A 22,378-nucleotide genomic window follows, 5' to 3' on the forward strand; every position below is an offset into this window, starting at 1 on the left:
TAAAAACATATTTTATTTTAATATCCATTTACATTAATCTATATAAATATTTTTAATTTTCAATAAAATTAATCAAAACTCTATGAGATTTTATAAATATACTTTTTGGTATTCAGAATTAACGCAACATAGAAGAGTCTAATCAAAAAAATATTTTATTATGAGGTCAAAGACGGGGCAAGCTGCCCCATAACAATTTAAAGATTATCCAAAAAAGCAAACAATTTTTCATAATCAGGATGCTCAGTTACCTCTTTTACAAGTTCATAGTAAACAATTTTATCATCTTTATCTATCACCAATACCGCTCTTGCAAGTAACCTGAGCTCTTTAATAAGCAGCCCATAGTTTTGGCCAAAACTTGCATCCTTATAATCAGAAAGCCCTACCACATTTTCAATCCCTGCAGTCGTACAAAATCTTTTTATCGCAAACGGCAAGTCCATACTGATATTAAGCACCACAGCATCTTTATATTTGGATGCTTTTTCATTAAACGTCCTCATCTGCATATCGCATACAGGGGTATCAAGTGAAGGGGTAACACTAATTATCTTCAGTTTACCACTATAGTCCTGCAAGGATTTAGGAGCAAGCCCCATATCTACAACATTAAAGTCCGGAGCATTGTCTCCCACTTTGACTTCATTCCCAAAAAGTGTAACAGGATTGCCTTTCATAGTTATCAAACCTTTTCTTTCCATATTTACCTCCACCAAATTTGATGATATATTTTAGCATCATTTACAAAAATTAAAAACATTATTTGAAATTATTTTTTCATTTTGGTAAAATTAAACAAGAGGTGCAAAATGAAAAGGACATTGATAATCGACGATAATGTTAGCGAAGGTAAATTTCCAAATGCAATAATTATTTCAAGAAAAGACGCTTTCAAAATTATAAATCTTAAAGACGGAGAGGAAATTGAACTTTCCGGGAAATATACTACAAAAGCAAAGCTTGACGGCAATAAATACATTTTCTCCGGGCTGACATTTGAATATATTGAAATTGAAAAGGAAAAGGCAGATGCTATAATCAATAAATTTTATTACATCGGACAAAAACTTGCACCGGATAAACCCAAAAAATAACTTAAAGTACTACTCCAATATATAATGTTTAAACCAAAAACAGGATTAAATATCATATTGTTAGACAATACAAATAATCTAACAACAAATAAGTCTTATATCCCGTGCCCTACAGGTGCGCACGCATTTTATATATAATAAAATATTCAACAAATAAAATAGAATTTAATTACAAAAATATCTTAACGGTTAAATCATAAAATAATCCAACAAAATTAAAAATTAGACTTATTTTACAAAAGGTTGAATAGTCATTCATATCAAAACATAATTTTATAATTAAAAAATAAATCTTGCATTATTAAAAATTATATATTATAAAGTGCTATAATTTTGAAGGAGGTCATATGAAAAAATCATTTTTTCACAAACTGTTTTTACTTTTTACTTTAATTACCCTTCCTGCATTGGTTTTTGCAAACGGTTTTCAAATCAATGAACAGGGTGTAAAATCACTTGGGATGGGTGGAGCTTTTGTTGCTCAGGCTGATAACCCTGATGCTGTTTATTATAACCCTGCCGGAATCACTCAACTTGAAGGTGCTCAAATTTCTCTTGGTCTTTCTCCTATCACACCTACTGTAACATTTGACAGTGACCAAACTGGAAAGTCAACAGATGCAAAAAAACAAACTTTTTATATCCCCATTTTTTATGCTACACTTAAGGCTACCGACAGAGTTAGCGTTGGATTTGGAACTTTTTCCAACTATGGTCTTGCTACCGAATGGCCAAGCGACTGGGAAGGTAGATACATCACAGGTGGTACAAAGGCTGAAATCGTAACCCTTACACTAAACCCGAACCTGGCAGTTAAAGTAACAGATAAATTAAGCCTTGCTGTGGGTGTGGATATACAAAAGATGGAAGTTACACTGGAAAACAAGTTAAAAATAGTTCCATATGAAGAAGGATATATCTTACTTAATGGTGACGGTGATTCACAATTGAAAGCTGATGACTGGGCATACGGTTATAATGTTGCCTTACATTATAGTATTACAAAAAACTGGAAAGCTGGTATATCATATAGAAGTAAGATTAAGCACGAAATTAAAGATGGAACTGCATCTATTTCTTTACCTAGCGGAAATTTATATAATTCAACTTTTACAGGTATTCTTAGTTCAACTCCTGCAATGAGCATTCAAAAGACCGGATCAACTGATATAACGCTTCCAGATATACTTTACATTGGAACATCTTATAAATTAGGTAAATTTACTTTTGAACTTGATGGACAGTGGACAGGTTGGTCTTCATACGACAAGCTTGAAGTAACTTTTGAAGATGGTAGTGTTCAAAGCAAGCCTAAAGATTGGGATGATGTATGGGCTATTAGATTCGGTATGCAGTATAAAGTAAACGACATGCTTGATTTAAGAGCAGGATTAATAAGAGATTACTCTCCTATTCCTGATGAGACTCTTGACCCACTTGTATCATCTGGAGACAGATGGCTTTATGCACTTGGATTTGGCCTGAATTTTGAAAACTTAAGTATTGATTTTGCTTACAACTATCTTGATGACGAAAACAGAACATTTAACAACAAGGTTGGTAGCGAAGCTCCTTATGATGAAAATAATCCAATGACAGGTGAGTTTAAAAGTGCTGACGCTCATATTTTCGGAATCAGTGTAACTTATAGATTCAAATAAAATAAAAGCCGGTCTTTGGGCCGGCTTTTTTAATATCTATTTATTGCCTTCGTCGGACAAACTTCTTCACATTTTCCGCAATTAACACACTTTTCAGGATTAATTTTGGCAACATTACCATCCATATCAATTGCATTTTCTGGGCAATTTTTGATACATAACCTGCAGGCAATACAACCTACTGAGCATGCTTTTTTCGTATCTGCTCCTTTATCCATTGACCTGCAGTTTACAACAAATTTTTTATCAACAGGCAAAAGCTCAATCAAATTTCTTGGACAAGCTTTCACACACATTCCGCAGGCAGTGCATTTATCTTCAATAACGACAGGGATTTTATCATCCCCCATATAGATTGCATCAAAACTGCAAGCTTTCACACAACTGCCGCCGCCAACGCATCCAAAAGTACACTGTTTTATTCCACCTGCCAGAAGGGTAATACTATGGCAGTCAGAAGGTCCATAATAATCATATTTTTCAAGGCATTTATCCTTACCACCGCGACATCTGACCCTTGCAACATTTTTTACCGTAGCTCCAACTTCCACACCCAGAATTACGGCTATTTTTGCAGCAAGCTCTGCACCACCTACGGGGCAAGATGTCGGCTTAGCCTTGCCACTTGCAATAGCATCCGCAAGGGCTGAGCATCCAGGTAGTCCACATCCGCCACAATTTGCCCCAGGCAAAATTTCATTTATCTCCTGAACCTTTGGGTCTTTTTCCACAGCAAATTTTTTTGATGCGTATAAAAGACCAAGACCTGCAACAAAACCGGTTGTACCCAACGTAACCAAAGCTTCTATCATCTTATTTACCTCTTCCTATTTTACAAGTCCGCTAAAGCCCATAAAGGCAAGTGCAAGTATACCAGCAGTTATAAACGCCACGGGCAAACCTCTGAAATATTTAGGAACATCTGACAGGTCTACCCTTTCTCTGATACCTGCAAATAGAATCAGAGCAAGACCAAAGCCAATGGATGAACCTATTGTAAATACCAACATTTGAATAAAAGTATATTGAAGCTGTATATTCAAAAGAGCAGCACCAAGTATTGCACAGTTAGTGGTAATTAGCGGCAAAAATATACCAAGGCTAGCATATAGACCAGGTGAAGTTTTTTCAATAACCATCTCAACCAGCTGTACCAAAGCTGCTATAACAAGAATGAAAACAATTGTCTGCAAATAAATTAATCCGAATGGGTTAAGCACGGTATATTGAATTATCCATGTTACAATACCTGCAACAGTCATTACAAATGTAACAGCCATACTCATCCCGATGGCTGTCTCGAGCTGTTTTGAAACACCAAAAAATGGACATATACCTAAAAATCTGCTTAAGACAAAGTTATTAACCAATACCGCGCTGATAAATATTAATATTAGCCCTGTCATGATTCTACCCTACTGAACAATGCTCTTTTGGAGCATTTTTTATTTTTCTTCTATCTTCAATATAATTTATTGCAAACATTATAAATCCCAGTGCAATAAATGCCCCTGGAGGCAAAATCATAACAATTGCCGGCTTAAACCATTCACCTGTAACAGTAAAACCAAGAATTGAGCCATTGCCCAATATCTCCCTCACACTTCCAAGAATAAAAAGTGCAAAAGTGAAACCTAATCCAATACCTATACCGTCAAAAATAGACTTCACAACAGAATTCTTTGATGCAAAACTTTCAGCCCTTCCCAAAATCATACAGTTAACAACAATTAATGGAATAAAAAGTCCAAGTACTTTATGGATATCATGAAGATAAGCATTCATTACCAAGTCAATTACTGTCACAAAACTTGCAATAATTACAATATAGGCAGGAATCCTTACTTTTGAAGGAATGTAATCCTTTACAATTGAGACCACAATATTTGAACATATAAGCACAGCGGTAGACGCTAAACCCATAGCAATGCCATTAATTGCAGATGTTGTAACAGCAAGAGCAGGACACATACCCAAAACCTGCTTAAAAACAGCATTATTTTTCCACAATCCCTCTTTAAATATTTTAATTAGCGACATTTTACTTCCCCAAAATTTTGTCATCTATAAATTTCAGTCCATTTGCAACAGCCTCGCTGACCGCTCTTGGACTGATGGTTGCTCCACTGAACTGGTCTATAATCCCACCATCTTTTTTTACAGCAATATTATCTTTTGCTGTTAGCCCTTTGAAAAGGTTTTTAAACCACTCATCCTCAATTTTATCACCAAGTCCTGGTGTTTCTGCGTGTCTTAAAATTTCAATACCTGTGATTTTACCATCAGTAGAAACAGCTATAAGTACATCTATGTCTCCACCATAGCCCTTACTGCTCGTCGATTTGATTGCATATCCAACAACTTTATCATTCATTTTAGCAATATATATATTTTGACCATCGACAATATTAATATCTTTGTCGGGCTCATTGTTATAATTTGGAAAAACTTTTACCAGAGCCCTCAAAAATTCCTGTCTGTAAGCCTCTGCTATTTTATCTTTGGTTGAAGAATATACAAAAGATAACACAAAAGCAGCTATTGCAGCAATTACAGTAAGTACTATCACCATTTTAAAGTTATTATCACGCATTGGTAGCCTCGCCAAAACTTTTATGTCTTATATAAAAATCAATTATAGGCACAAAAGCATTCATTATCAAAATCGCAAATGAAACCCCTTCAGGATAACCGCCAAATAGCCTGATTACTGCCGTAAGTACCCCGCAACCTATACCAAAAATAATTTGCCCTTTTTTAGTAACAGGGCTTGTTACCATATCAGTGGCCATATAAAATGCACCTAACATAAGTCCACCAGTAAAAAGGTGCACCATGGGATTTAATGTCTTGTCAGGATTTATTATCCAGTAAGGCACAATTATGATAAGAAAAGAAATGATATAGCTAAAAGGCGTATGCCATGAAATAATCCTTTTATACATCAAAAAAGCTGCACCCAAAATAAGCGCAATCGCTGAAATCTCCCCCATTGAGCCACTCATAAAGCCTATAAAATAGTCGGATACATCGCTAAAATTACTTATAATTTTACCGCTCATCAAAACTTCAGTTTTTGACTGACCAAGCGGAGTGGCGGTAGAGACTGTATCAAAAATAAAGCCTGTTGTAATAGGGTTTGGCTTTACCCAATATGTCATCTGAGCTGGCCAGGAAATAAGTAAAAATACCCTTGCAACCAATGCCGGATTAAATGGATTTTGTCCAAGTCCGCCATAAACCTGTTTCCCCACAACAATTGCAATAAAACTGCCTATTAAAATAAGCCACCATGGACTTACCGGAGGCAAATTCATTGCAAGCAATATTGCAGTTACCAGCGCACTGTTGTCAGAAAGTGTAATTGGCTTTTTCCTTATTTTCTGAAACAATGCCTCAAAGCCAAGTGTAAAAACAGCCGTTAAAATATATGTTTTAAGAGCATAATAACCAAAAAAGTAAATCGACACCGCTACTGCCGGTAAAAGCGAATATACAACATACATCATGACTTTATCAGTCATAAGATTTTCTCTTTCGTGAGGAGAAAAAGTAACTAAATATCTATTTTCCTGCATTTTGCTCTCTCTGTTTTAATATTTTCATAACTTCTCTTTTTGCTGTTTTAAAATAACCGACCAAAGGTCTCCTTGCCGGACAGACATAACTACAACATCCGCATTCAATACAATTTAGCACATGCCAGTCAAGTACTTTTTCATACATCTCATTTAAAGTAAATTGCTCCATAATTGCAGGAACAAGACCCATAGGGCATGCACTAACACACCTTCCGCATCTGATACAATTTGTCATCTTCAAATCGGGCAAATCTTCTTCCCTGTAAACAAGTACACCGCTTGTGCCTTTCATCACAGGTGTTTTAAGAGAAGTAACTGCAAACCCCATCATTGGGCCACCCATTACAATTTTCTTAGGGGTACCTATAAACCCTCCGCATTCTTCGATAAGTTTACCTATAGGGGTTCCTATTTTTACATGTAAATTCTTTGGATTTTTGACTGCACCTGTCACCGTCACCACTCTTTCAATTAACGGCTTTTTCAGGTAAATGGCCTCATATACCGCCAGGGCTGTGCCAACATTCTGGACGACGCACCCAACCTCAAGAGGGAGTTTTCCTTCGGGAACAACTCTGTTTACAGTAGCTTTAATAAGTTGCTTTTCACCACCCTGTGGGTATTTTACTTCAAGGGGTATAATTTCAATATTATTATCTGAAAATTTTCTAAATTTTTCAATAGCGTCAGGCTTATTTTCTTCAATACCTATTATAAGTTTAACATCTTCTCCAAGATTTTCTCTGATTATTTGTGCACCCTTCAATATCTCCTCTGTCTTTTCCACCATAAGTCTGTGATCACAAGTCAGGTATGGTTCGCACTCTGCACCGTTTATAATTAGGTAATCTATTTTTTTTGGAGGCGAAAGTTTCACATGTGTAGGAAAAGTTGCTCCTCCCATCCCAACAATACCAGCTTCAAGAATAACCTCCTGAAATTTCTTATTCGCAGTGATTGGCTCAAAATTGTTGTCAGTTTCAGTAATCTTAATATGCACAGCATCGGTTTTGCCGGAAATAGGATGAGGCACTTTCACAATACCCAATACTTCACCAGTAACAGATGAGTGTACGGAGCTGCTGATAAAACCTGCCGGAGCCCCTATTAGCTGCCCTCTTTTAACTACATCTTTTTTGTTAACAAGAGGTTTTGCAGGTGCCCCAATATGCTGGGAAAGAGGTATAAAAACCTCATCGTCTGCTTTTAGATCAAGAACTTCCACAGATTTGTCACTGGTCAAACCTTTGTTATAACGGGGATGAATCCCGCCGGAAAAACCATAAAAACCCATAATTACACTTCCTGATTAAATTTTTACTAATTCAATGTCTGTTTCAGCCAAAAGCTCATCTGCAAGCTTGTCTGTATAATCAATCTGATAAACTATTCTTTTTATTCCTGCATTTATTATCATTTTGGTGCAAATGGAGCAAGGCTTTGTGTTTGTATATAAAGTAGCATCTTTGATGCTTACACCATGAAGTGCTGCCTGAATAATTGCATTTTGTTCCGCGTGCAACCCTCTGCAAAGCTCATGTCTTTCACCTGAAGGGACTTTCAACTTTTCTCTCAGACATCCAACCTCTGAGCAATGAGTTATCTTTGTCGGAACACCATTATAACCTGTGGACAGAATATGGTTGTCCTTAACAATAATAGCGCCTACCTGCCTTCTTAGACAGGTAGAGCGTTTTTTTACCACGTCAGTAAGTTCCAAGAAATAGCTATCCCAATCTGGCCTCAATACAGTTTACCCTTGTAAAGTGGAAATTTTGAGCAAAGCTCAAGAACCTTTTTCTTTGTATCAGTTATAACACTTTCGTTGTTTATATTATCAAGCACGTCGGCAATGTACTCACCAACAAGGTTCATTTCCTGCTCTTTCATTCCTCGTGTAGTCAGAGCAGGTGTACCTATCCTTATTCCGCTTGTTACAAAAGGGCTTCTTGTTTCAAAAGGGATTGTATTTTTATTAACGGTAATATTTGCCATCCCAAGAGCATGTTCGGCATCTTTTCCGGTAATATCCTGTTTTGTAAGGTCAACAAGCATAAGATGATTATCTGTCCCGCCGGAAACTAACCTGTAACCTCTTGATGAAAGTTTTTCTGCCAGCGCTTTTGCATTTTTTACTATCTGTTTCTGATACTCTTTAAATTCTTCGCCAAGAGCCTCTTTAAAAGCAACTGCCTTTGCAGCTATAACGTGCATCAAAGGACCTCCCTGGATACCAGGGAATATATTTGAATTGACAGCTTTGGCAAACTCCCCTCTACAAAGAATCATACCACCCCTTGGCCCTCTCAATGTTTTGTGAGTAGTAGTGGTAACAAATTCGGCATAGGGGACGGGATTTGGATGAACGCCAGCAGCAACAAGCCCTGCAATATGTGCCATATCAACCATTACGTATGCACCCACTTTATCAGCTATTCTTCTGAACTCTTTGAAATCTATCTCTCTTGGATACGCACTTGCACCAACAACAATCATCTTAGGCTTATTTTCTACAGCAAGTCTTTCAACCTCATCAAAATCTATTGTTTCAGTCTCTTTGTTTACTCCATAAGGGATTACATTAAAAAATTTACCGGAAAAATTTACAGGACTTCCGTGAGTAAGGTGACCCCCATGAGAAAGATTCATCCCCAAAATAGTATCACCGGGGTTCAAAACGGAAAAATATACAGCCATATTAGCTTGACTGCCTGAGTGTGGTTGAACATTTGCATGATCAGCGCCAAAAAGCTTTTTGGCACGTTGTATTGCAAGTTCTTCTGCAATATCTACAAACTCACAGCCGCCATAATACCTCTTTGACGGATAACCTTCCGCATATTTGTTTGTCAAAACAGAGCCTTGGGCTTCCAAAACTGCCGGACTTACAAAATTTTCGCTTGCAATAAGCTCAAGATGGGTTTCCTGCCTCTCAAGCTCTTTTTGCAAAGCATCATAAACTTCCCTATCAACTTTTTTAACTGTTTCATATAAAGACATAGACATCCCCTATTTTATATTATTCCAATACTCTTTAGCTAAAGAATCTATTTTATCAATTCTTCTTTGATGCCTGCCACCTTCAAAATCGTAAGATAGCCATGTCTCAACAATCTCTTTTGCAAGCTCGGGACCAATTATCCTGCCCCCCATTGCAAGTATATTTGCATCATTGTGCAACCTGCTCATTTTGGCAGTATATGAATCCCAGCACAAAGCTGCCCTTATCCCTGGGAATTTATTCGCAGATATAGATATTCCAATCCCCGAACCACACATGATAATAGCTCTATCAACTTCTTTATTAAGTATGCCAAGAACTGCTTCTTTAGCATAATCCGGGTAATCAACAGATTCGCCACCATTTGATGTGCCATAGTCTACTAATTCTAAACCTTTCTCTTGAAGAAATTTCTTGATGATTTCTTTTAATTCGAAACCGCCGTGATCCGAAGCTAAACCTATTTTCACTACAAACCACCTCAATTTATTTAAGAGGTCTTATAAGAAATAAAACACTCTTAGTCAATATCGAACTTGTTGCTCACCACCACAAATATTTAGATGCAATCTCCTATTAAGAGTTGTCCATATATTTAGGAAAATTTTAGCTTTAATTTAATAGTTTCTCGGTACTTGTAGCATCCTTTCAATAGACAATACAGCTTTTTTTCTTATATCTTCCTCAACTTTAATTTCATATTTTTCTTCTACAAGTGAATCATACACTTTTTTTAACGTTGTCTTCTTCATATTCTTGCATTGAAACGGAGAGTAGGCAAAATAAAATTCTTTATCAGGATTCTCTTTTCTCAATCTGTAACCAACCCCTCTTTCAGTACCAATTATAAACTTTTTATGCTTGCTCTCTTTGCAAAATGTATAAACTCCTGAAGTAGAGCAAACGTGATCGGCTAATTCTATAACATCAGGCGGACATTCGGGGTGCAATACCACTATTGCATCAGGATGTTCACTTTTAAGCATTTCTAAATCTCGTCTCGTGACTCTTTCGTGAATAGGACAAAAACCGTTCCACAAAATTATCTCCTTGTCTACAAAACGAGAAACATAATGTCCGAGGTTTCTATCAGGCACAAAAATAACCCTGTCACTGTCAATAGATTTTACCACATTAACCGCATTGGCTGATGTACAGCAAATATCAGATTCTGCCTTAACTTCTGCAGAAGAGTTTACATAACACACTACCGGGACTCCTGGATATTTGGCCTTAAACTCTCTTAATTCCTCAGCTGTAACCATATCAGCCATTGGACACCCTGCGTCAATTTCCGGCAAAAGTACTTTTTTATTTGGTGAAAGCATATACGCTGTTTCAGCCATAAAATGAACACCGGCAAAAACAATAATATCTTCCTTAACTCTAGAAGCCTCAATGCTGAGTCCTAAAGAATCACCCGTAAAATCTGCTATTTCTTGAATATCGTCAATTTGATAATTATGCGCCAGCAAAACTGCATTTTTCTCTTTTAAAAGTTTTCTAATCTCTTGTTTTAAGTCCATAACACTATTCCCCGCAAATATTATAAATTTTTTCAAATTTAACTATTTTTTTTGTGTCTGTATCAATGCTAAAAAACACTGCATTAAATAACATCTTACCTTTTTTTTCAACATCAAATTTTATAGGCACGGATGTTAAAAATTTTTCAATGGAATTTTCCTTAACAACACCAATACAAGAGTCAAGTGCACCACACATCCCTGCATCAGTTATATAAAATGTACCGTTTGGCAACAAACGGTCATCATTGGTCTGCACATGGGTATGAGTCCCGATAACAGCTAAGGCTTTTCCATCAAAATTGTAGGCAAATGCATTTTTTTCACTGGTTGCTTCACCGTGAAAATCTACAATTGGAAGACAGTCAGGGTATTCACTCAATATCTTTTCAAAAGTCTGAAAAGGGCAATCTGATAAAGGCATAAATACCCTGCCCAATAAATTTACAATTAAAAACCTTACCCCTTTCTTTTCTACCACCACAAAACCTTTTCCGGGAGCCTTTGATGGTAAATTGGCAGGTCTTATCAATTTGTCCAGATTATCTAAATAGCCAACAATTTCCTTTTTGTCATATATATGATTTCCGGAAGTGCAAATATCTATTCCAAAACCTAAAAGCTCTTTATAAACATTTAATGTAATTCCAAATCCGCTGGCAGAATTTTCTGCATTTGCGATAATCAGGTCCAAACTAAGCTCTTCTTTTAGTCGAGAGATGGCCGACTTTACAGTTTTTCGACCACCTCTGCCAACTATATCACCTATAAAAAGTATATTTACGGTATTATTTTGCGTATTCAACAGCCCTTGACTCTCTTAAAACATTTACTTTTATGTTTCCAGGATAAGTAAGCTCTTCTTCTATCTTTTTAGCAATATCTCTCGCCAAAGTTATGAGCGCTTCCTCACTTACCACTTCAGGCTCAACCACTATCCTCACTTCCCTTCCTGCTTGAATAGCATATGTCTTTGATACACCCTCAAAACTTGAAGCAATAGCCTCAAGATTTTCAAGCCTTTTAATATATGATTCTAAAACTTCCCTTCTAGCACCAGGCCTTGAAGCAGATATAGCATCAGCTGCCTGAACAAGGACAGATTCAACATATTTAAACTCTTCTTCTCCGTGATGTGATAATATTGCATTGATAACTTGAGGCGCTTCATTGTATTTTTTCATTAAATCCACACCAATTTCTGTGTGAGAGCCTTCAACTTCATAATCTATTGCCTTACCAATATCATGAAGCAAGCCCATCCTTTTTGCCATCTTCTCATCAGCCCCAATTTCTGCCGCCATAATACCTGCTATCCTTGCAACTTCAATAGAATGGCCAAGAACATTTTGCCCATAACTTGTCCTGTATTTCAAACGACCAACTAGTTTAACAATATCCTTGTGAATATCATGTAGCCCCAAATTAAATACTGCTTCTTCACCAACTTCTACAATATGCTTTTCAAGCTCTTCTTTACTCTTCTCATATAATTCTTCGATTCTGGCTGGATGAATTCTACCATCAGAAATAAGTTTTTCCAAAGTCATTTTAGCAATTTCACGTCTGAATGGATCATAAGATGATAATATTACAGCCTCAGGGGTATCATCAACTATTATATCCACACCGGTAACACTTTCAAATGTCCTAATATTTCTACCTTCTCGACCTATAATTCTACCTTTCATCTCATCACTTGGAAGATTTACAACAGATACCGCTATTTCACCAACATATTCAGAAGCACACCTTTGAATAGAAGTAGCTATTACACTCCTTGCTTTTTTATCAGCTTCGTTTTTCAACTCCTCTTCAATCTCTTTAATCTGACGTGCAGCATCTACTTTTGCCTCACTAACCATCTGTTGAACAAGCATATTCTTAGCTTCTTCCCTTGTCATAGAGGCTACTTTTTCAATTTCAAGAAGCAAAGCATCTTTTTTCTTTTCAAGCTCAACATTTAACTCTTCATTAGCTTTTATTTTTTCATCAAGCTCTTTTGTCCTCTTTGATAACATCTCCTCTTTTGAATCAATGAGCTCAATCTTTTTATCAAGACTTTCCTCTTTGCTTATAAGCCTTTTTTCCTGCAGCTGAAGCTCTTTTCTCCTCTCCTTAGCTTCTTTTTCAAGCTCTTGCTTTGTTTTGTAAATTATCTCTTTCGATTCAATTTTTGCTTCTTTTAAAATTTCTTCAGCTTCCCTTTTAGCTCTGCTTATTATGTCTGTTGCCTGTTTATTAAGCTTCTGATTTTCTGCTTCTACTTTTTTCTTTTGAAAAAGGATACCAACTATAAGACCAACTGCCAAACCAGCAATCGCCAATAAAACTGTCAAAATCATCAATTCCTCCTGTAAATATTTTTTTCAGTAATCACAATGTCCATAGGGATGTCAAAATACTCTGTAACAAGTTCATCAACAACTTGAAACTCATAAGCAAACCCAACAATATTCTCACATTTGACTTTAGGTAGAAATCTATCATAGTATCCTACCCCAAAACCAAGACGGTTGCACTTTTTGTCAAAAGCCACACCCGGCACAACAACCACATCAAAATTGCTGCGTTCAAAATAATCAACAGGCTCAAATATTTGATACCTGTTTTTTTCAAGTAGACTTAAATCACTTACCTTGCCAACTTTCAAATCATTGCCAACCAACTTTGGGGCATACACTTCTTTATTTTCTTTAAGCAACTGCTCGGCAAGATAAAAAGTCTGTACCTCATTATCAAAACTAAAATATAAAAGAAAAAACTTCATCTCTTCAAACAAACTCAAAAAATCCTTTACAATTTTCTCGCTTCTTTTTTGGACCTCCTCAAAATCCATTTTTTTTCTTTCAGTCATCATCTTTTTTCTCAAAACTTCTTTACTTAAAACCTCTTTGTCAAACTTTTCCATATTACCCCCAAAGCCTTTTGAGCCTTTCTTTTATTTTAGACTCAAAGCCATATTCTGAAGGGATATAAAATTTTTCATCACCATCAAAATAATTTTGCTTAACAAATTCGCCACTATCAAATGGGTATTTATAACCATTAGAGTTATGGCAAATATTTATCGGGGGATATGGATCATTTTTTTGAAGGTAATCCTTAACCTTCTTGTAAGCAAGATAACTTTTATTGCTCTTAGGGCAACTTGCCAAAAAAGTGACAGCATGTGCCAAAATTATATATCCTTCCGGGACTCCCACATTTAAAAATGCATTAAATGCGGAATTCACGAAAATAACGGCATCAGGATACGCGTTACCGATATCTTCAGATGCCGAAACAAACAAACGCCTAAAAATATCCTCAACGGCAAAACCACAGTTTACAAGCTTAAAACACCAGACAAGAGCAGCATCAGGGTCACTTCCCCTAATACTCTTAATCATAGCGGAAAGTAAATCATAGTGCTCATCACGGGAATAAACAAGATTATGCACCAATTCATCAATATCATTAAGACTTATAATTAACTTTCTATCCTCAATTTTACCTAACTGTGCAGCAGTATCTAAAAATTTTATTAATCGCCTGCCATCCCCACCGGACAGCTGTATAAGCTTATCTTTTTCTAAAAAAGATATCTCTTTAACTCCATATTTTTCCCTTAATACATTGTATGCTCGTTCAATAAGTATTAGCATTGCCTCATTATTTAACGGCTTGAATTCAAAAAGGAAACTCCTTGAGCGCATTGCAGGGGTAAGGCTGAAGTAAGGGTTCTCGGTAGAAGCCCCGATTACAAAAGAGTGTTTTTCATCTATAACTTTAAGAAGCAAATCTTGTTGTGTCTTGTTAAATCTATGGATTTCATCAATAAATATAATAGAAGGTCTGCCGTAATGCTTTGAAACTTCAGCAATATTCTTAATTTCATTTACACTTGTAGCAGCGCCATGAAGGCGATGAAAAGGGAGTGAAAGTTTTTTACCTATAAGTTTTGCAAGAGTTGTTTTGCCTGTACCGGGAGGACCGACAAAAATTATCGATTCAAATTCCCCGCTTTCAATAATTTTTGACAAAGGGGTATTGTCACCCAGCAGGTGCTCCTGACCTACAATATCTTCTATCTTCTGAGGTTCAATAAGCTCATATAATCTCATTTTACTCTAACCAAACAAAAAGCCCCCGAATTGCCGTGTCCATAGTCCATTTGCAGCCCTGGCTAACCAGGTTCTTTGGGAATCACAGGTGCTTTAGGCTTCCTACTACAAGGTAGGCCTGCACACCACACCTCGTATCATCCCATATTTTAGAGGTGTTGGCTCCAAATTTCCTATTTCATCACGAACAATTCAGGGGCTACCCTTTTAATATACTATCTATTTTGTTCTCTATTTCACTAATTTTATCAATGCTCTTATCAATATCCTTTTTTAGTATCAAATATTCAGCAGCAATATCAAAAGCAGCCATAACAGCTATCTTAGAAGTAGTCAACACATTCATACTATCTTGCATCTCACGCATCTTTTTATCGACAAAATTAGCAATGGAAGCAACTGTCTCGCTATCCATATCAGTTTTAAGCCTGTATTTATTCCCGTAAATGTAAACATCAGAAATTTGCAAAAGCCAACTCCCTAAGGTAAACGCTCTAAAATTTTTTCAATCCTTTCAGCAACTTCCTCTCTTTCTTTAATTAATTGTTCCAACTTATCTTTCAGTTCTTTTTGCTCTGACCTTAATTCTTCGTTTTCATTACTCAGTCTTTCATTTTCCATTATAAGTCTATCAATTTTTTCTTCCAAACTAGTCAAAATATCATAAAGTTCCATGAAGTTAATCTACAGTATTATGACTTTTATGTCAATACCGCACTTTCAAAATTAATATTAAATTACTTTTGGCAATAAATAGTTAAATAAAAAGATTAAACAATAATCCCCTATCCGAGTCCAAACTCTCCTAACAACTTATCAATCTCTTCTTGAGATGATGTGTCTTCACTGATAGAATCTGCTGCCTGTATTTTAGCGTAACCTAAAATAGTTCCAAGTCTTACCCCTATTTCCTCAATCTTCTTAATCACTTTTCTTGCTTTCTGCTCTGTAATATCCTGAAATTCCAATGCTTGCAATATATTAAACCCAAGCTCCTCAGCACTTTTCAATTTATCTTCCACACTATCAATAAGTTCATCAAATTTTTCGACATCACCCTTTTGTATTACCTTTTCGATATTTCCCATCTTTTCATTAAGCTCAGCGAAAAAATTAGACATTTTATCCGCTGCTTCCATCAAATTAATAGTAGCTTCTTCTGTATACTCGTTAACATTTTCAAGAGATTTGGCAATATGAGGTACATCCTTATTTGAATCTGCCACGGAAGGTTCAACATTGTCTATTTTTTGTTTTGTTTCAAAAATAAGTTTTAAAAGCTCCCCAATCTCACCTTTGATATTAATATCTATCTCTTTTGCTTCCCCTCTAATTATCTTATTTGCAAGAGATTTTAACTCCTGCAATGAATCTCTTTCAATAATAATTTCATTCTTTTGACTATCGGCACTTTCATTTTCTACAAGCTGCTCTTGAGCAACGGTTGAGACATCCTCCTCACCGACATCAATTATCTTTTTTTTTTCCTCTTCTTTTTTTCGTTTAAGAAGCTCTTCAGTTTCTTTTTCTCTTTTGGCAAGCTCTTCTGCAATAAGTCTGTCAAGGTCATCCTGGTCAACGTGAGTTGCTTCAGGCGATATAGTAGAGTTTGCTTGCGTCAAAGCATCATTTAAAATATCTTCTACGTCATTATTTGAACTATTTAACTTTTCCTCTTTTTTCTTTTTTAATAGCTCTTCTGTCTCTTTTTCCCTTTTTTCAAGCTCCATTGCAATCAGCTTATCAATATCATCAATCATATCTGTCTGATTTTCTTCTTCAGAATCGACAGATTCGCTCGCCACACTTATCTCTTCTTCCTCTTTTTCTATTTCACTATTTACTTCAGAAACAGCACTTAATTCACTAGCTTCAACAGTATCAGAGACTTCAGTAAAATTTTCGTCAGACTCTTCATACTCGTTTAAATCTTCAACCTGTCCCTGAGATTTAACTATTTTCTTCCTTAGGTCACTGGTCAAGTTATCATCGTTATAAACAACTCTATCTATATCAAGAAGAATAATAAGTCTTTTCAAATATTTACATATACCAAGAATATATTCTTGCCCCACCGCACCAACCAATGGGGGTGTAGGCTCAACAATGCTCTTATCTATTCTGATTACTTCAGTAACCTCATCAACAACAAAACCAATATTTTCCTTTTCAAACTTAACAACAATTATCCGTGTTTTTTTATCAAAATCAGACTTATCAAGCTCAAACCTTACTCGCAAATCAACAACAGGAATGACTTTACCTCTTAAATTAATAACACCAAGTATATAAGAATCCATCCTAGGGACAGATGTAATCTCGATAAGTCTTATAATCTCTTGAATCTTCAACACATCAATTGCATACTCCTCATCACCAAGCTTGAAGCCTACAAGCTGAATGCTATCCTCATCTTTAAGCTCTTGTACATCTTCAATGTAAAGATTCTGTTCATTATTCATAAATAACTCCTAAAGTTTTTCAAATACGCAATCTCTAACATCATCAAAAAAATCTCTATAATTCTTATCAACAACATTATTGTAATATGGAAGCAACCTTTTCAAATTATCACTCACACCAATATCATACGGTATAAAACCGATTTTTTCAATAGATATGCCCAAGTACTTCTTAGATACATTTTCAAAACCGTAAAAAATATTTAATTCCTTTTTAAATTTTAACATATTTAAAACAATACCTACTTTGTAATTGCCGATCAAATGCCCTACCTTGTCTTTGACAGCCGTATCTATCTGTCCCAAATCATCCAATATATCAAAAACCTTTTGATAGTTCATACTTCTACTTCTCAATTTCTTGCAAATATTTTCAAACCTCTTGTCACCCATAAGGTATTTTTCTATTTTTCTGTATATGGAAACCTTTAAAAAACCATACGAATTTTCAATAGATGTAGGTTCGCTTGTCATAATTAACAGTTTTTTTTCGGAAAAATTAAAAAAATCTATCATATTGTAACTTGTACCTGCTCCAAGATCTAAAACTACAAACCTATATTTGGTTCTTTTAAGATAATTTAAAATTTTCAACTTTTCAAAATTATTTATATGGGCCATCCCTAAAACGTCACCCGCACCACCAACAAAGTCAACATTGGCAGGAGTTTTTAATATCACATCTTCTATGGGAAGTTTCTCTCTGATAAAATTATACAGACTCTTTCCCGGAGCTTTTAAACCCACAAAATTATGAAGATTTGCTCCGCCCAAGTCACCATCTACAAGTAAAACGCTCTCACCCTTATTTGCTATAGACATAGCAAGATTTGCAGCAAAAAAACTTTTGCCAACGCCACCTTTTCCGCTTGCAATAGCAATAATCTCAGCCAACCACTGCCCCTCTGTATCTCTTAATTATAAAGTAAACAGCAAAATATGTTATAATTGCTGCAAAAACTCCAACTATATGGCATCCAACAAAAAAAGGCCATAATACTTGTTTAACATTATGTAGCATAATATCCCAGTTAAGCTTTGTCCAGTCCAAAACCATATCAACATTAGTATCGGTCAAAATCAACCCAACTTTATAGCAAAAAGCATATATAAATATAAGTGTAATAGGATTTGTGATATAAGCACCTAAAATTAAAGGATAAATTGGCAGATTCAAAAAATATGAAAAAGCAATAGCAAGGACTGTATGAAATCCTACGTAAGGGGAAAAACCAATGATCATCCCTATAGCTGAAGAAAGCGCAACTATATGGGGTGATCTATCTATTGTCAGCAGCCTTGCCAGCTTATCACGTATTTTTATAAACTCCCCCTTAAATCAGAGCGATTTCCGCTACCTCATCAAAGCTTTCTACTGTATAAATCTTAAGCGAATTTTTAATATATTTTGGTAGTTTTATCAAATCATTTTCATTCTTTTTAGGGATGATAACTTTCTTAACGTTCATTCTTTTAGCGGCCAATAACTTTTCCTTTAGTCCACCAATAGGCAATACCTTACCTCTGATAGTTATCTCACCCGTCATTGCTACTTCCTTGTTAACATGCCGTCCTGAAAAAATAGAAAGAATTGCTATGGCCATAGTTATACCTGCAGAAGGGCCATCTTTTGGGATTGCACCGGCAGGAACGTGAATATGTATATCGTATTTTTCAAAATCTTCTTCATTAATATTATACCTATCAGCAATTGATCTGACATATGTCAGCGCTGCTCTTGCAGATTCTTTCATTACATCTCCAAGTTGCCCAGTAATAACAAGATTCCCCTTCCCTTTATATTTAGTGCACTCAATAAACAATACATCACCGCCATAAGGGGTCCAGGCAAGACCAGTTACGACACCAATTTCATTATTTTTTAATTCATCTTCAGGGTAAAATTTCTCCGGCCCCAAAAATTTTACAACATCTGTTTCAGTAATAGTTTTTTTAAACACACCTTCTTCCGCAACTTTTCTTGCAACTTTTCTACAAACAGTGCCGATATTTCTCTCAAGATTTCTTAACCCAGATTCTCTTGTATAGCCTGAAACTACTTTCAAAATTGCACTTTTTCTAAATTTTAATAGATCTATTCCATTCTCTTTACACTGTTTTGGAATTAAATATTTTTCAGCGATATTCACCTTTTCCTCTTCGGTATATCCAGGTATTTCAATAATTTCCATCCTGTCTTTTAATGCGGGGGGGATAGGCTCAAGATAATTAGCTGTAGTTATGAAAAATACTTTGGAAAGATCAAAAGGTACACCGATATAGTGATCTACAAAGCTATTATTTTGCTCTGGATCAAGTACTTCAAGCAATGCAGAAGCCGGATCACCCCTAAAATCATTTCCAAGCTTATCTATCTCATCAAGCATAAAAACCGGGTTATCAGTGCCAACACTCTTCAATCCTTGAATTATTTTACCCGGCATAGCCCCAATATAAGTCCTTCTATGCCCCCTTATTTCAGCCTCATCCCTTACGCCACCAAGTGAAATTCTTAAAAATTTTCTATTCATCGCCCTTGCAATAGATTTGCCAAGGGAAGTCTTACCAACTCCGGGAGGACCAACAAAGCATAAAATAGGACTTTTCATATCTTTCTTAAGTTTTCTAACTGACAAGAAATCCAATATCCTGTCCTTAACCTCTTCAAGTCCGTAATGGTCTTCATCAAGAATCAGTTTTGCATTTTTTATATCAAGGTTATCTTTTGATGACTTTTTCCATGGCAATTCCACAAGCCACTCGATATAAGATCTTACTACAGTTGCCTCTGCAGAATCTGAATGCATCCTCGAAAGTCTTTTAAGCTGCTTTAATGCCTCTTCCTTCACATCCTTTGGCATCTTTAATTTGTTGATTTTGTTATTTAACTCTTCTATCTCTTTATTAAAATCATCTTCTTCACCCAACTCTTTTCTAATAGCTTTAAGTTGTTCTTTTAAAAAATATTCCTTTTGACTTTTATCTATTTCCCCTTTTGCTTCGCTTAAAATCTTCTGTTGCACTTCTAAAATAGAAATTTCCCTATTTAAAAATTCACTCACCTTCTTCAATCTTTCAACAGAGTCTACTGTTTCCAGTACTTCCTGCGATTCACTTATTTTTAGTCCCAAGTTTGACACGACTAGGTCTGCCAACTTACCCGGCTCATCAATAGAATCAATAATTGCCAACAGATCAGGAAGCATAGGTTTGCCAAGACTGACAGCACGATTTAACTGATCTTTTACATGTCTTGTAAGTGCTTCTACTTTCAAATCATCTGTTTTATCATCCTCTTCGATCTGCTCAACTCTTACTTTAAAGTAAGGTTCATCCTTAATAAATTCCTTTATCTTCCCTCTTTTTAACCCTTGGACAAGTATCTTTACCCTACCATCAGGCAGTTTAAGCATTCTAAGAATTACAGCAATAGTACCGATTTCATACACTTCACCCTTACCAGGGTCTTCATTCATTGGATCTTTTTGTGAAGCCAAAAAAATCATCCTCTTTTCGGCCAAAGCATCATCCACAGCTTTGATACTTGCCTCTCTACCAACAAAAAGAGGGATTACCATAAAAGGGAAAACTACTATATCCCTTACAGGCAATAATGGTAACTCTTCAGGTATTTTTATATCACTTTCATTAAATTCCACACTTACCTCCACAATCTCTTACTCTAATTGATTTCCAATCTTATGTGCAATACACCATCTTTAAGCTTGGCAAAGCCATTTTCAAAGCTATATTCAGAAGGTATCTCAATTATCTTTCTGAATGGGAAAAATTCTCTCTCCATAACTAAGTAATTTACCTTCTCAGTATGTTTCATAGACCTTTTTACCCCTTCAATAACAAGTTTATTTTCAACTAAATAGACCTTAAAATCACCAATACCTACACCGGGCAAATCTGCATACACATCGATGTAACCTTTCCCTATAACTACATCAATCCTTGGACCTGAAGGGACATCAAGCCCTTTGTGTTTATAAAGAGTCTGCAATATTTCTTCAATCTTTTTGTTTATTGAGCCGTGAAGCTGATAAATTCCCTTAAACTCTTTCATCTTACATCTTAATTTTCTTTATAACGTTTAAAAAATCATCCCGCAAATCTTCTCTTGCCATAGTAAAATTTACTACAGCTTCCAAATAGCCTTGCTTACTGCCACAGTCAAATCGTTTACCTTCATAAACGAGCCCAAACACTTCACCGCTTTTAGCAACCCTGTTTATAGCATCGGTAAGCTGTATCTCTCCCAAAGCACCACTGCCTGTATTACCAAGCTCCTTCAAAATATCAGGTGTCAAAATATATCTTCCCACAATTGCATAGTTTGAAGGCGGATTTTCTTTTGGTTTTTCCACCATACTTTTCAAGCCGAAAAGATTTACTTCTGTGTTATTTTTTATGTCCACAATCCCATATTTTGAAGTTTCGCTTTCAGGCACCTCCTGAATAGCCAGAACAGGGCTTTTCACCTTTTCATAAGCCTCTTTTAATTGTGCCAATACAGGCTTTTTTGAAAGAAACAGGTCATCCGGTAAAATAACGGCAAACGGCTCATCACCTACCAAATCAGCTGCACAATAGACAGCATGCCCAAGCCCAAGTTGTTCTTTTTGTCTAACAGAAACAATTTTGCATTTTTCTGCGAGCCCAACAACTTCGCTTAAAAGTTCAGTCTTTCCAGATTTTTCAAGAGCATTCTCAAGCTCATAATATCTGTCATAATAATCTTCAATCAAGTTTTTTGACTTACTTGTTATTAAAATAATCTCATCAATGCCTGCAGCAACTGCCTCATCAATTGCATAATCAATGGCAGGCCTATCTACCAATGTAATCATCTCCTTAGGAACTGCTTTAGTAAAAGGGAGCATCCTCGTCCCAAACCCCGCCGCAGGGATAACTGCTTTTTTAATCATATTTACTCCT

At 35.8% G+C, this 22,378-nt stretch carries 25 protein-coding genes and 1 other RNA gene; 2 read left to right on the plus strand and 24 right to left on the minus strand.

What is annotated here, in order from left to right:
• Positions 1-197: 197 nt before the first annotated feature.
• The gene (gene tpx, locus LF845_RS06945; protein WP_242820285.1) at positions 198-704 is read right to left on the minus strand and encodes a thiol peroxidase; all 507 of its coding nucleotides are present in this window, start codon (positions 702-704) and stop codon (positions 198-200) included.
• Positions 705-812: 108 nt separating this feature from the next.
• Between tpx and LF845_RS06950 the strand changes: the two genes are divergently transcribed.
• Complete coding sequence (locus tag LF845_RS06950) at positions 813-1,097, plus strand: hypothetical protein (RefSeq protein ID WP_242820286.1); 285 nt, start codon at positions 813-815, stop codon at positions 1,095-1,097.
• 347 nt (positions 1,098-1,444) lie between these two features.
• A complete protein-coding gene (locus LF845_RS06955) occupies positions 1,445-2,758 on the plus strand; it encodes an OmpP1/FadL family transporter (RefSeq protein ID WP_242820287.1) in 1,314 nt (437 codons plus the stop codon).
• A gap of 29 nt (positions 2,759-2,787) precedes the next feature.
• On the opposite strand, the gene LF845_RS06960 is transcribed toward LF845_RS06955, so the two are convergent.
• The 23 genes from LF845_RS06960 to galU all read right to left on the minus strand — a co-directional run bounded on the left by LF845_RS06960 (position 2,788) and on the right by galU (position 22,368).
• The gene (locus LF845_RS06960) at positions 2,788-3,570 is read right to left on the minus strand and encodes an RnfABCDGE type electron transport complex subunit B (protein ID WP_242820288.1); all 783 of its coding nucleotides are present in this window, start codon (positions 3,568-3,570) and stop codon (positions 2,788-2,790) included.
• 15 nt (positions 3,571-3,585) lie between these two features.
• Positions 3,586-4,164 (minus strand): electron transport complex subunit RsxA, encoded by a 579-nt coding sequence (gene rsxA / locus LF845_RS06965; protein WP_242820289.1) that lies wholly within the window; start codon positions 4,162-4,164, stop codon positions 3,586-3,588.
• Positions 4,165-4,168: 4 nt separating this feature from the next.
• On the minus strand, positions 4,169-4,798 hold the full coding sequence (locus LF845_RS06970; protein ID WP_242820290.1) for an RnfABCDGE type electron transport complex subunit E: 630 nt from the start codon (positions 4,796-4,798) through the stop codon (positions 4,169-4,171).
• A 1-nt stretch (position 4,799) separates the two neighbouring features.
• Positions 4,800-5,351 carry an RnfABCDGE type electron transport complex subunit G gene (locus LF845_RS06975; protein ID WP_242820291.1) on the minus strand — a complete coding sequence of 184 codons (552 nt, stop codon included), beginning with the start codon at positions 5,349-5,351 and terminating at the stop codon, positions 4,800-4,802.
• The gene (locus tag LF845_RS06980; RefSeq protein ID WP_242820292.1) at positions 5,344-6,336 is read right to left on the minus strand and encodes an RnfABCDGE type electron transport complex subunit D; all 993 of its coding nucleotides are present in this window, start codon (positions 6,334-6,336) and stop codon (positions 5,344-5,346) included. The genes LF845_RS06975 and LF845_RS06980 overlap by 8 nt, the downstream gene beginning before the upstream one ends.
• Positions 6,323-7,633, minus strand: coding sequence for an electron transport complex subunit RsxC (rsxC, locus tag LF845_RS06985; protein WP_242820293.1), 1,311 nt, complete (start codon positions 7,631-7,633; stop codon positions 6,323-6,325). The genes LF845_RS06980 and rsxC overlap by 14 nt, the downstream gene beginning before the upstream one ends.
• Positions 7,634-7,648: 15 nt before the next feature.
• Complete coding sequence (locus tag LF845_RS06990) at positions 7,649-8,086, minus strand: deoxycytidylate deaminase (protein WP_242820294.1); 438 nt, start codon at positions 8,084-8,086, stop codon at positions 7,649-7,651.
• Positions 8,083-9,339 carry a serine hydroxymethyltransferase gene (gene glyA / locus LF845_RS06995; protein WP_242820295.1) on the minus strand — a complete coding sequence of 419 codons (1,257 nt, stop codon included), beginning with the start codon at positions 9,337-9,339 and terminating at the stop codon, positions 8,083-8,085. Before glyA ends, LF845_RS06990 begins: the two co-directional genes overlap by 4 nt.
• 9 nt (positions 9,340-9,348) lie before the next feature.
• Complete coding sequence (gene rpiB, locus LF845_RS07000; RefSeq protein WP_242820296.1) at positions 9,349-9,810, minus strand: ribose 5-phosphate isomerase B; 462 nt, start codon at positions 9,808-9,810, stop codon at positions 9,349-9,351.
• Positions 9,811-9,957: 147 nt separating this feature from the next.
• Complete coding sequence (gene nadA, locus LF845_RS07005) at positions 9,958-10,866, minus strand: quinolinate synthase NadA (RefSeq protein WP_242820297.1); 909 nt, start codon at positions 10,864-10,866, stop codon at positions 9,958-9,960.
• A gap of 4 nt (positions 10,867-10,870) precedes the next feature.
• Positions 10,871-11,671: a TIGR00282 family metallophosphoesterase gene (locus LF845_RS07010; protein ID WP_242820298.1), complete on the minus strand. Its 801-nt coding sequence runs from the start codon at positions 11,669-11,671 to the stop codon at positions 10,871-10,873.
• Positions 11,655-13,211: a ribonuclease Y gene (gene rny, locus LF845_RS07015; protein WP_242820299.1), complete on the minus strand. Its 1,557-nt coding sequence runs from the start codon at positions 13,209-13,211 to the stop codon at positions 11,655-11,657. Before rny ends, LF845_RS07010 begins: the two co-directional genes overlap by 17 nt.
• The gene (locus tag LF845_RS07020; protein ID WP_242820300.1) at positions 13,211-13,777 is read right to left on the minus strand and encodes a 5-formyltetrahydrofolate cyclo-ligase; all 567 of its coding nucleotides are present in this window, start codon (positions 13,775-13,777) and stop codon (positions 13,211-13,213) included. Before LF845_RS07020 ends, rny begins: the two co-directional genes overlap by 1 nt.
• A gap of 1 nt (position 13,778) precedes the next feature.
• Positions 13,779-14,972 (minus strand): AAA family ATPase, encoded by a 1,194-nt coding sequence (locus LF845_RS07025; protein ID WP_242820301.1) that lies wholly within the window; start codon positions 14,970-14,972, stop codon positions 13,779-13,781.
• An 18-nt stretch (positions 14,973-14,990) separates the two neighbouring features.
• Positions 14,991-15,174: non-coding RNA, 6S RNA (gene ssrS, locus LF845_RS07030), on the minus strand.
• A complete protein-coding gene (locus LF845_RS07035; protein WP_242820302.1) occupies positions 15,172-15,441 on the minus strand; it encodes a cell division protein ZapA in 270 nt (89 codons plus the stop codon). Before LF845_RS07035 ends, ssrS begins: the two co-directional genes overlap by 3 nt.
• An 11-nt stretch (positions 15,442-15,452) precedes the next feature.
• Positions 15,453-15,647, minus strand: coding sequence for a cell division protein ZapB (gene zapB / locus LF845_RS07040; RefSeq protein WP_242820303.1), 195 nt, complete (start codon positions 15,645-15,647; stop codon positions 15,453-15,455).
• A gap of 110 nt (positions 15,648-15,757) precedes the next feature.
• Positions 15,758-17,434 carry a chemotaxis protein CheW gene (locus tag LF845_RS07045; protein WP_242820304.1) on the minus strand — a complete coding sequence of 559 codons (1,677 nt, stop codon included), beginning with the start codon at positions 17,432-17,434 and terminating at the stop codon, positions 15,758-15,760.
• A 9-nt stretch (positions 17,435-17,443) separates the two neighbouring features.
• Positions 17,444-18,328, minus strand: coding sequence for a nucleotide-binding protein (locus tag LF845_RS07050; RefSeq protein ID WP_242820305.1), 885 nt, complete (start codon positions 18,326-18,328; stop codon positions 17,444-17,446).
• Positions 18,321-18,758, minus strand: coding sequence for a DUF2062 domain-containing protein (locus tag LF845_RS07055; RefSeq protein ID WP_242820351.1), 438 nt, complete (start codon positions 18,756-18,758; stop codon positions 18,321-18,323). The genes LF845_RS07050 and LF845_RS07055 overlap by 8 nt, the downstream gene beginning before the upstream one ends.
• A 10-nt stretch (positions 18,759-18,768) precedes the next feature.
• Positions 18,769-21,093, minus strand: coding sequence for an endopeptidase La (lon, locus tag LF845_RS07060; RefSeq protein WP_242820306.1), 2,325 nt, complete (start codon positions 21,091-21,093; stop codon positions 18,769-18,771).
• 23 nt (positions 21,094-21,116) lie between these two features.
• Complete coding sequence (locus LF845_RS07065) at positions 21,117-21,506, minus strand: Hsp20/alpha crystallin family protein (RefSeq protein ID WP_242820307.1); 390 nt, start codon at positions 21,504-21,506, stop codon at positions 21,117-21,119.
• A 1-nt stretch (position 21,507) separates the two neighbouring features.
• Complete coding sequence (galU, locus tag LF845_RS07070; RefSeq protein ID WP_242820308.1) at positions 21,508-22,368, minus strand: UTP--glucose-1-phosphate uridylyltransferase GalU; 861 nt, start codon at positions 22,366-22,368, stop codon at positions 21,508-21,510.
• Positions 22,369-22,378: the final 10 nt, after the last annotated feature.

This window comes from Deferrivibrio essentukiensis (assembly GCF_020480685.1).
GTDB classification, from domain to species: Bacteria; Chrysiogenota; Deferribacteres; order Deferribacterales; family Deferrivibrionaceae; genus Deferrivibrio; species Deferrivibrio essentukiensis.

Bases quoted from the DNA above. Each gene is read 5' to 3' on its own strand.
- tpx (WP_242820285.1), bottom strand. From the start codon at position 704: ATGGAAAGAAAAGGTTTGATAACTATGAAAGGCAATCCTGTTACACTT.
- LF845_RS06950 (WP_242820286.1), top strand. From the start codon at position 813: ATGAAAAGGACATTGATAATCGACGATAATGTTAGCGAAGGTAAATTT.
- LF845_RS06955 (WP_242820287.1), top strand. From the start codon at position 1,445: ATGAAAAAATCATTTTTTCACAAACTGTTTTTACTTTTTACTTTAATT.
- LF845_RS06960 (WP_242820288.1), bottom strand. From the start codon at position 3,570: ATGATAGAAGCTTTGGTTACGTTGGGTACAACCGGTTTTGTTGCAGGT.
- rsxA (WP_242820289.1), bottom strand. From the start codon at position 4,164: ATGACAGGGCTAATATTAATATTTATCAGCGCGGTATTGGTTAATAAC.
- LF845_RS06970 (WP_242820290.1), bottom strand. From the start codon at position 4,798: ATGTCGCTAATTAAAATATTTAAAGAGGGATTGTGGAAAAATAATGCT.
- LF845_RS06975 (WP_242820291.1), bottom strand. From the start codon at position 5,351: ATGCGTGATAATAACTTTAAAATGGTGATAGTACTTACTGTAATTGCT.
- LF845_RS06980 (WP_242820292.1), bottom strand. From the start codon at position 6,336: ATGCAGGAAAATAGATATTTAGTTACTTTTTCTCCTCACGAAAGAGAA.
- rsxC (WP_242820293.1), bottom strand. From the start codon at position 7,633: ATGGGTTTTTATGGTTTTTCCGGCGGGATTCATCCCCGTTATAACAAA.
- glyA (WP_242820295.1), bottom strand. From the start codon at position 9,339: ATGTCTTTATATGAAACAGTTAAAAAAGTTGATAGGGAAGTTTATGAT.
- nadA (WP_242820297.1), bottom strand. From the start codon at position 10,866: ATGGACTTAAAACAAGAGATTAGAAAACTTTTAAAAGAGAAAAATGCA.
- rny (WP_242820299.1), bottom strand. From the start codon at position 13,211: ATGATTTTGACAGTTTTATTGGCGATTGCTGGTTTGGCAGTTGGTCTT.
- LF845_RS07020 (WP_242820300.1), bottom strand. From the start codon at position 13,777: ATGGAAAAGTTTGACAAAGAGGTTTTAAGTAAAGAAGTTTTGAGAAAA.
- LF845_RS07025 (WP_242820301.1), bottom strand. From the start codon at position 14,972: ATGAGATTATATGAGCTTATTGAACCTCAGAAGATAGAAGATATTGTA.
- zapB (WP_242820303.1), bottom strand. From the start codon at position 15,647: ATGGAACTTTATGATATTTTGACTAGTTTGGAAGAAAAAATTGATAGA.
- LF845_RS07045 (WP_242820304.1), bottom strand. From the start codon at position 17,434: ATGAATAATGAACAGAATCTTTACATTGAAGATGTACAAGAGCTTAAA.
- LF845_RS07065 (WP_242820307.1), bottom strand. From the start codon at position 21,506: ATGAAAGAGTTTAAGGGAATTTATCAGCTTCACGGCTCAATAAACAAA.
- galU (WP_242820308.1), bottom strand. From the start codon at position 22,368: ATGATTAAAAAAGCAGTTATCCCTGCGGCGGGGTTTGGGACGAGGATG.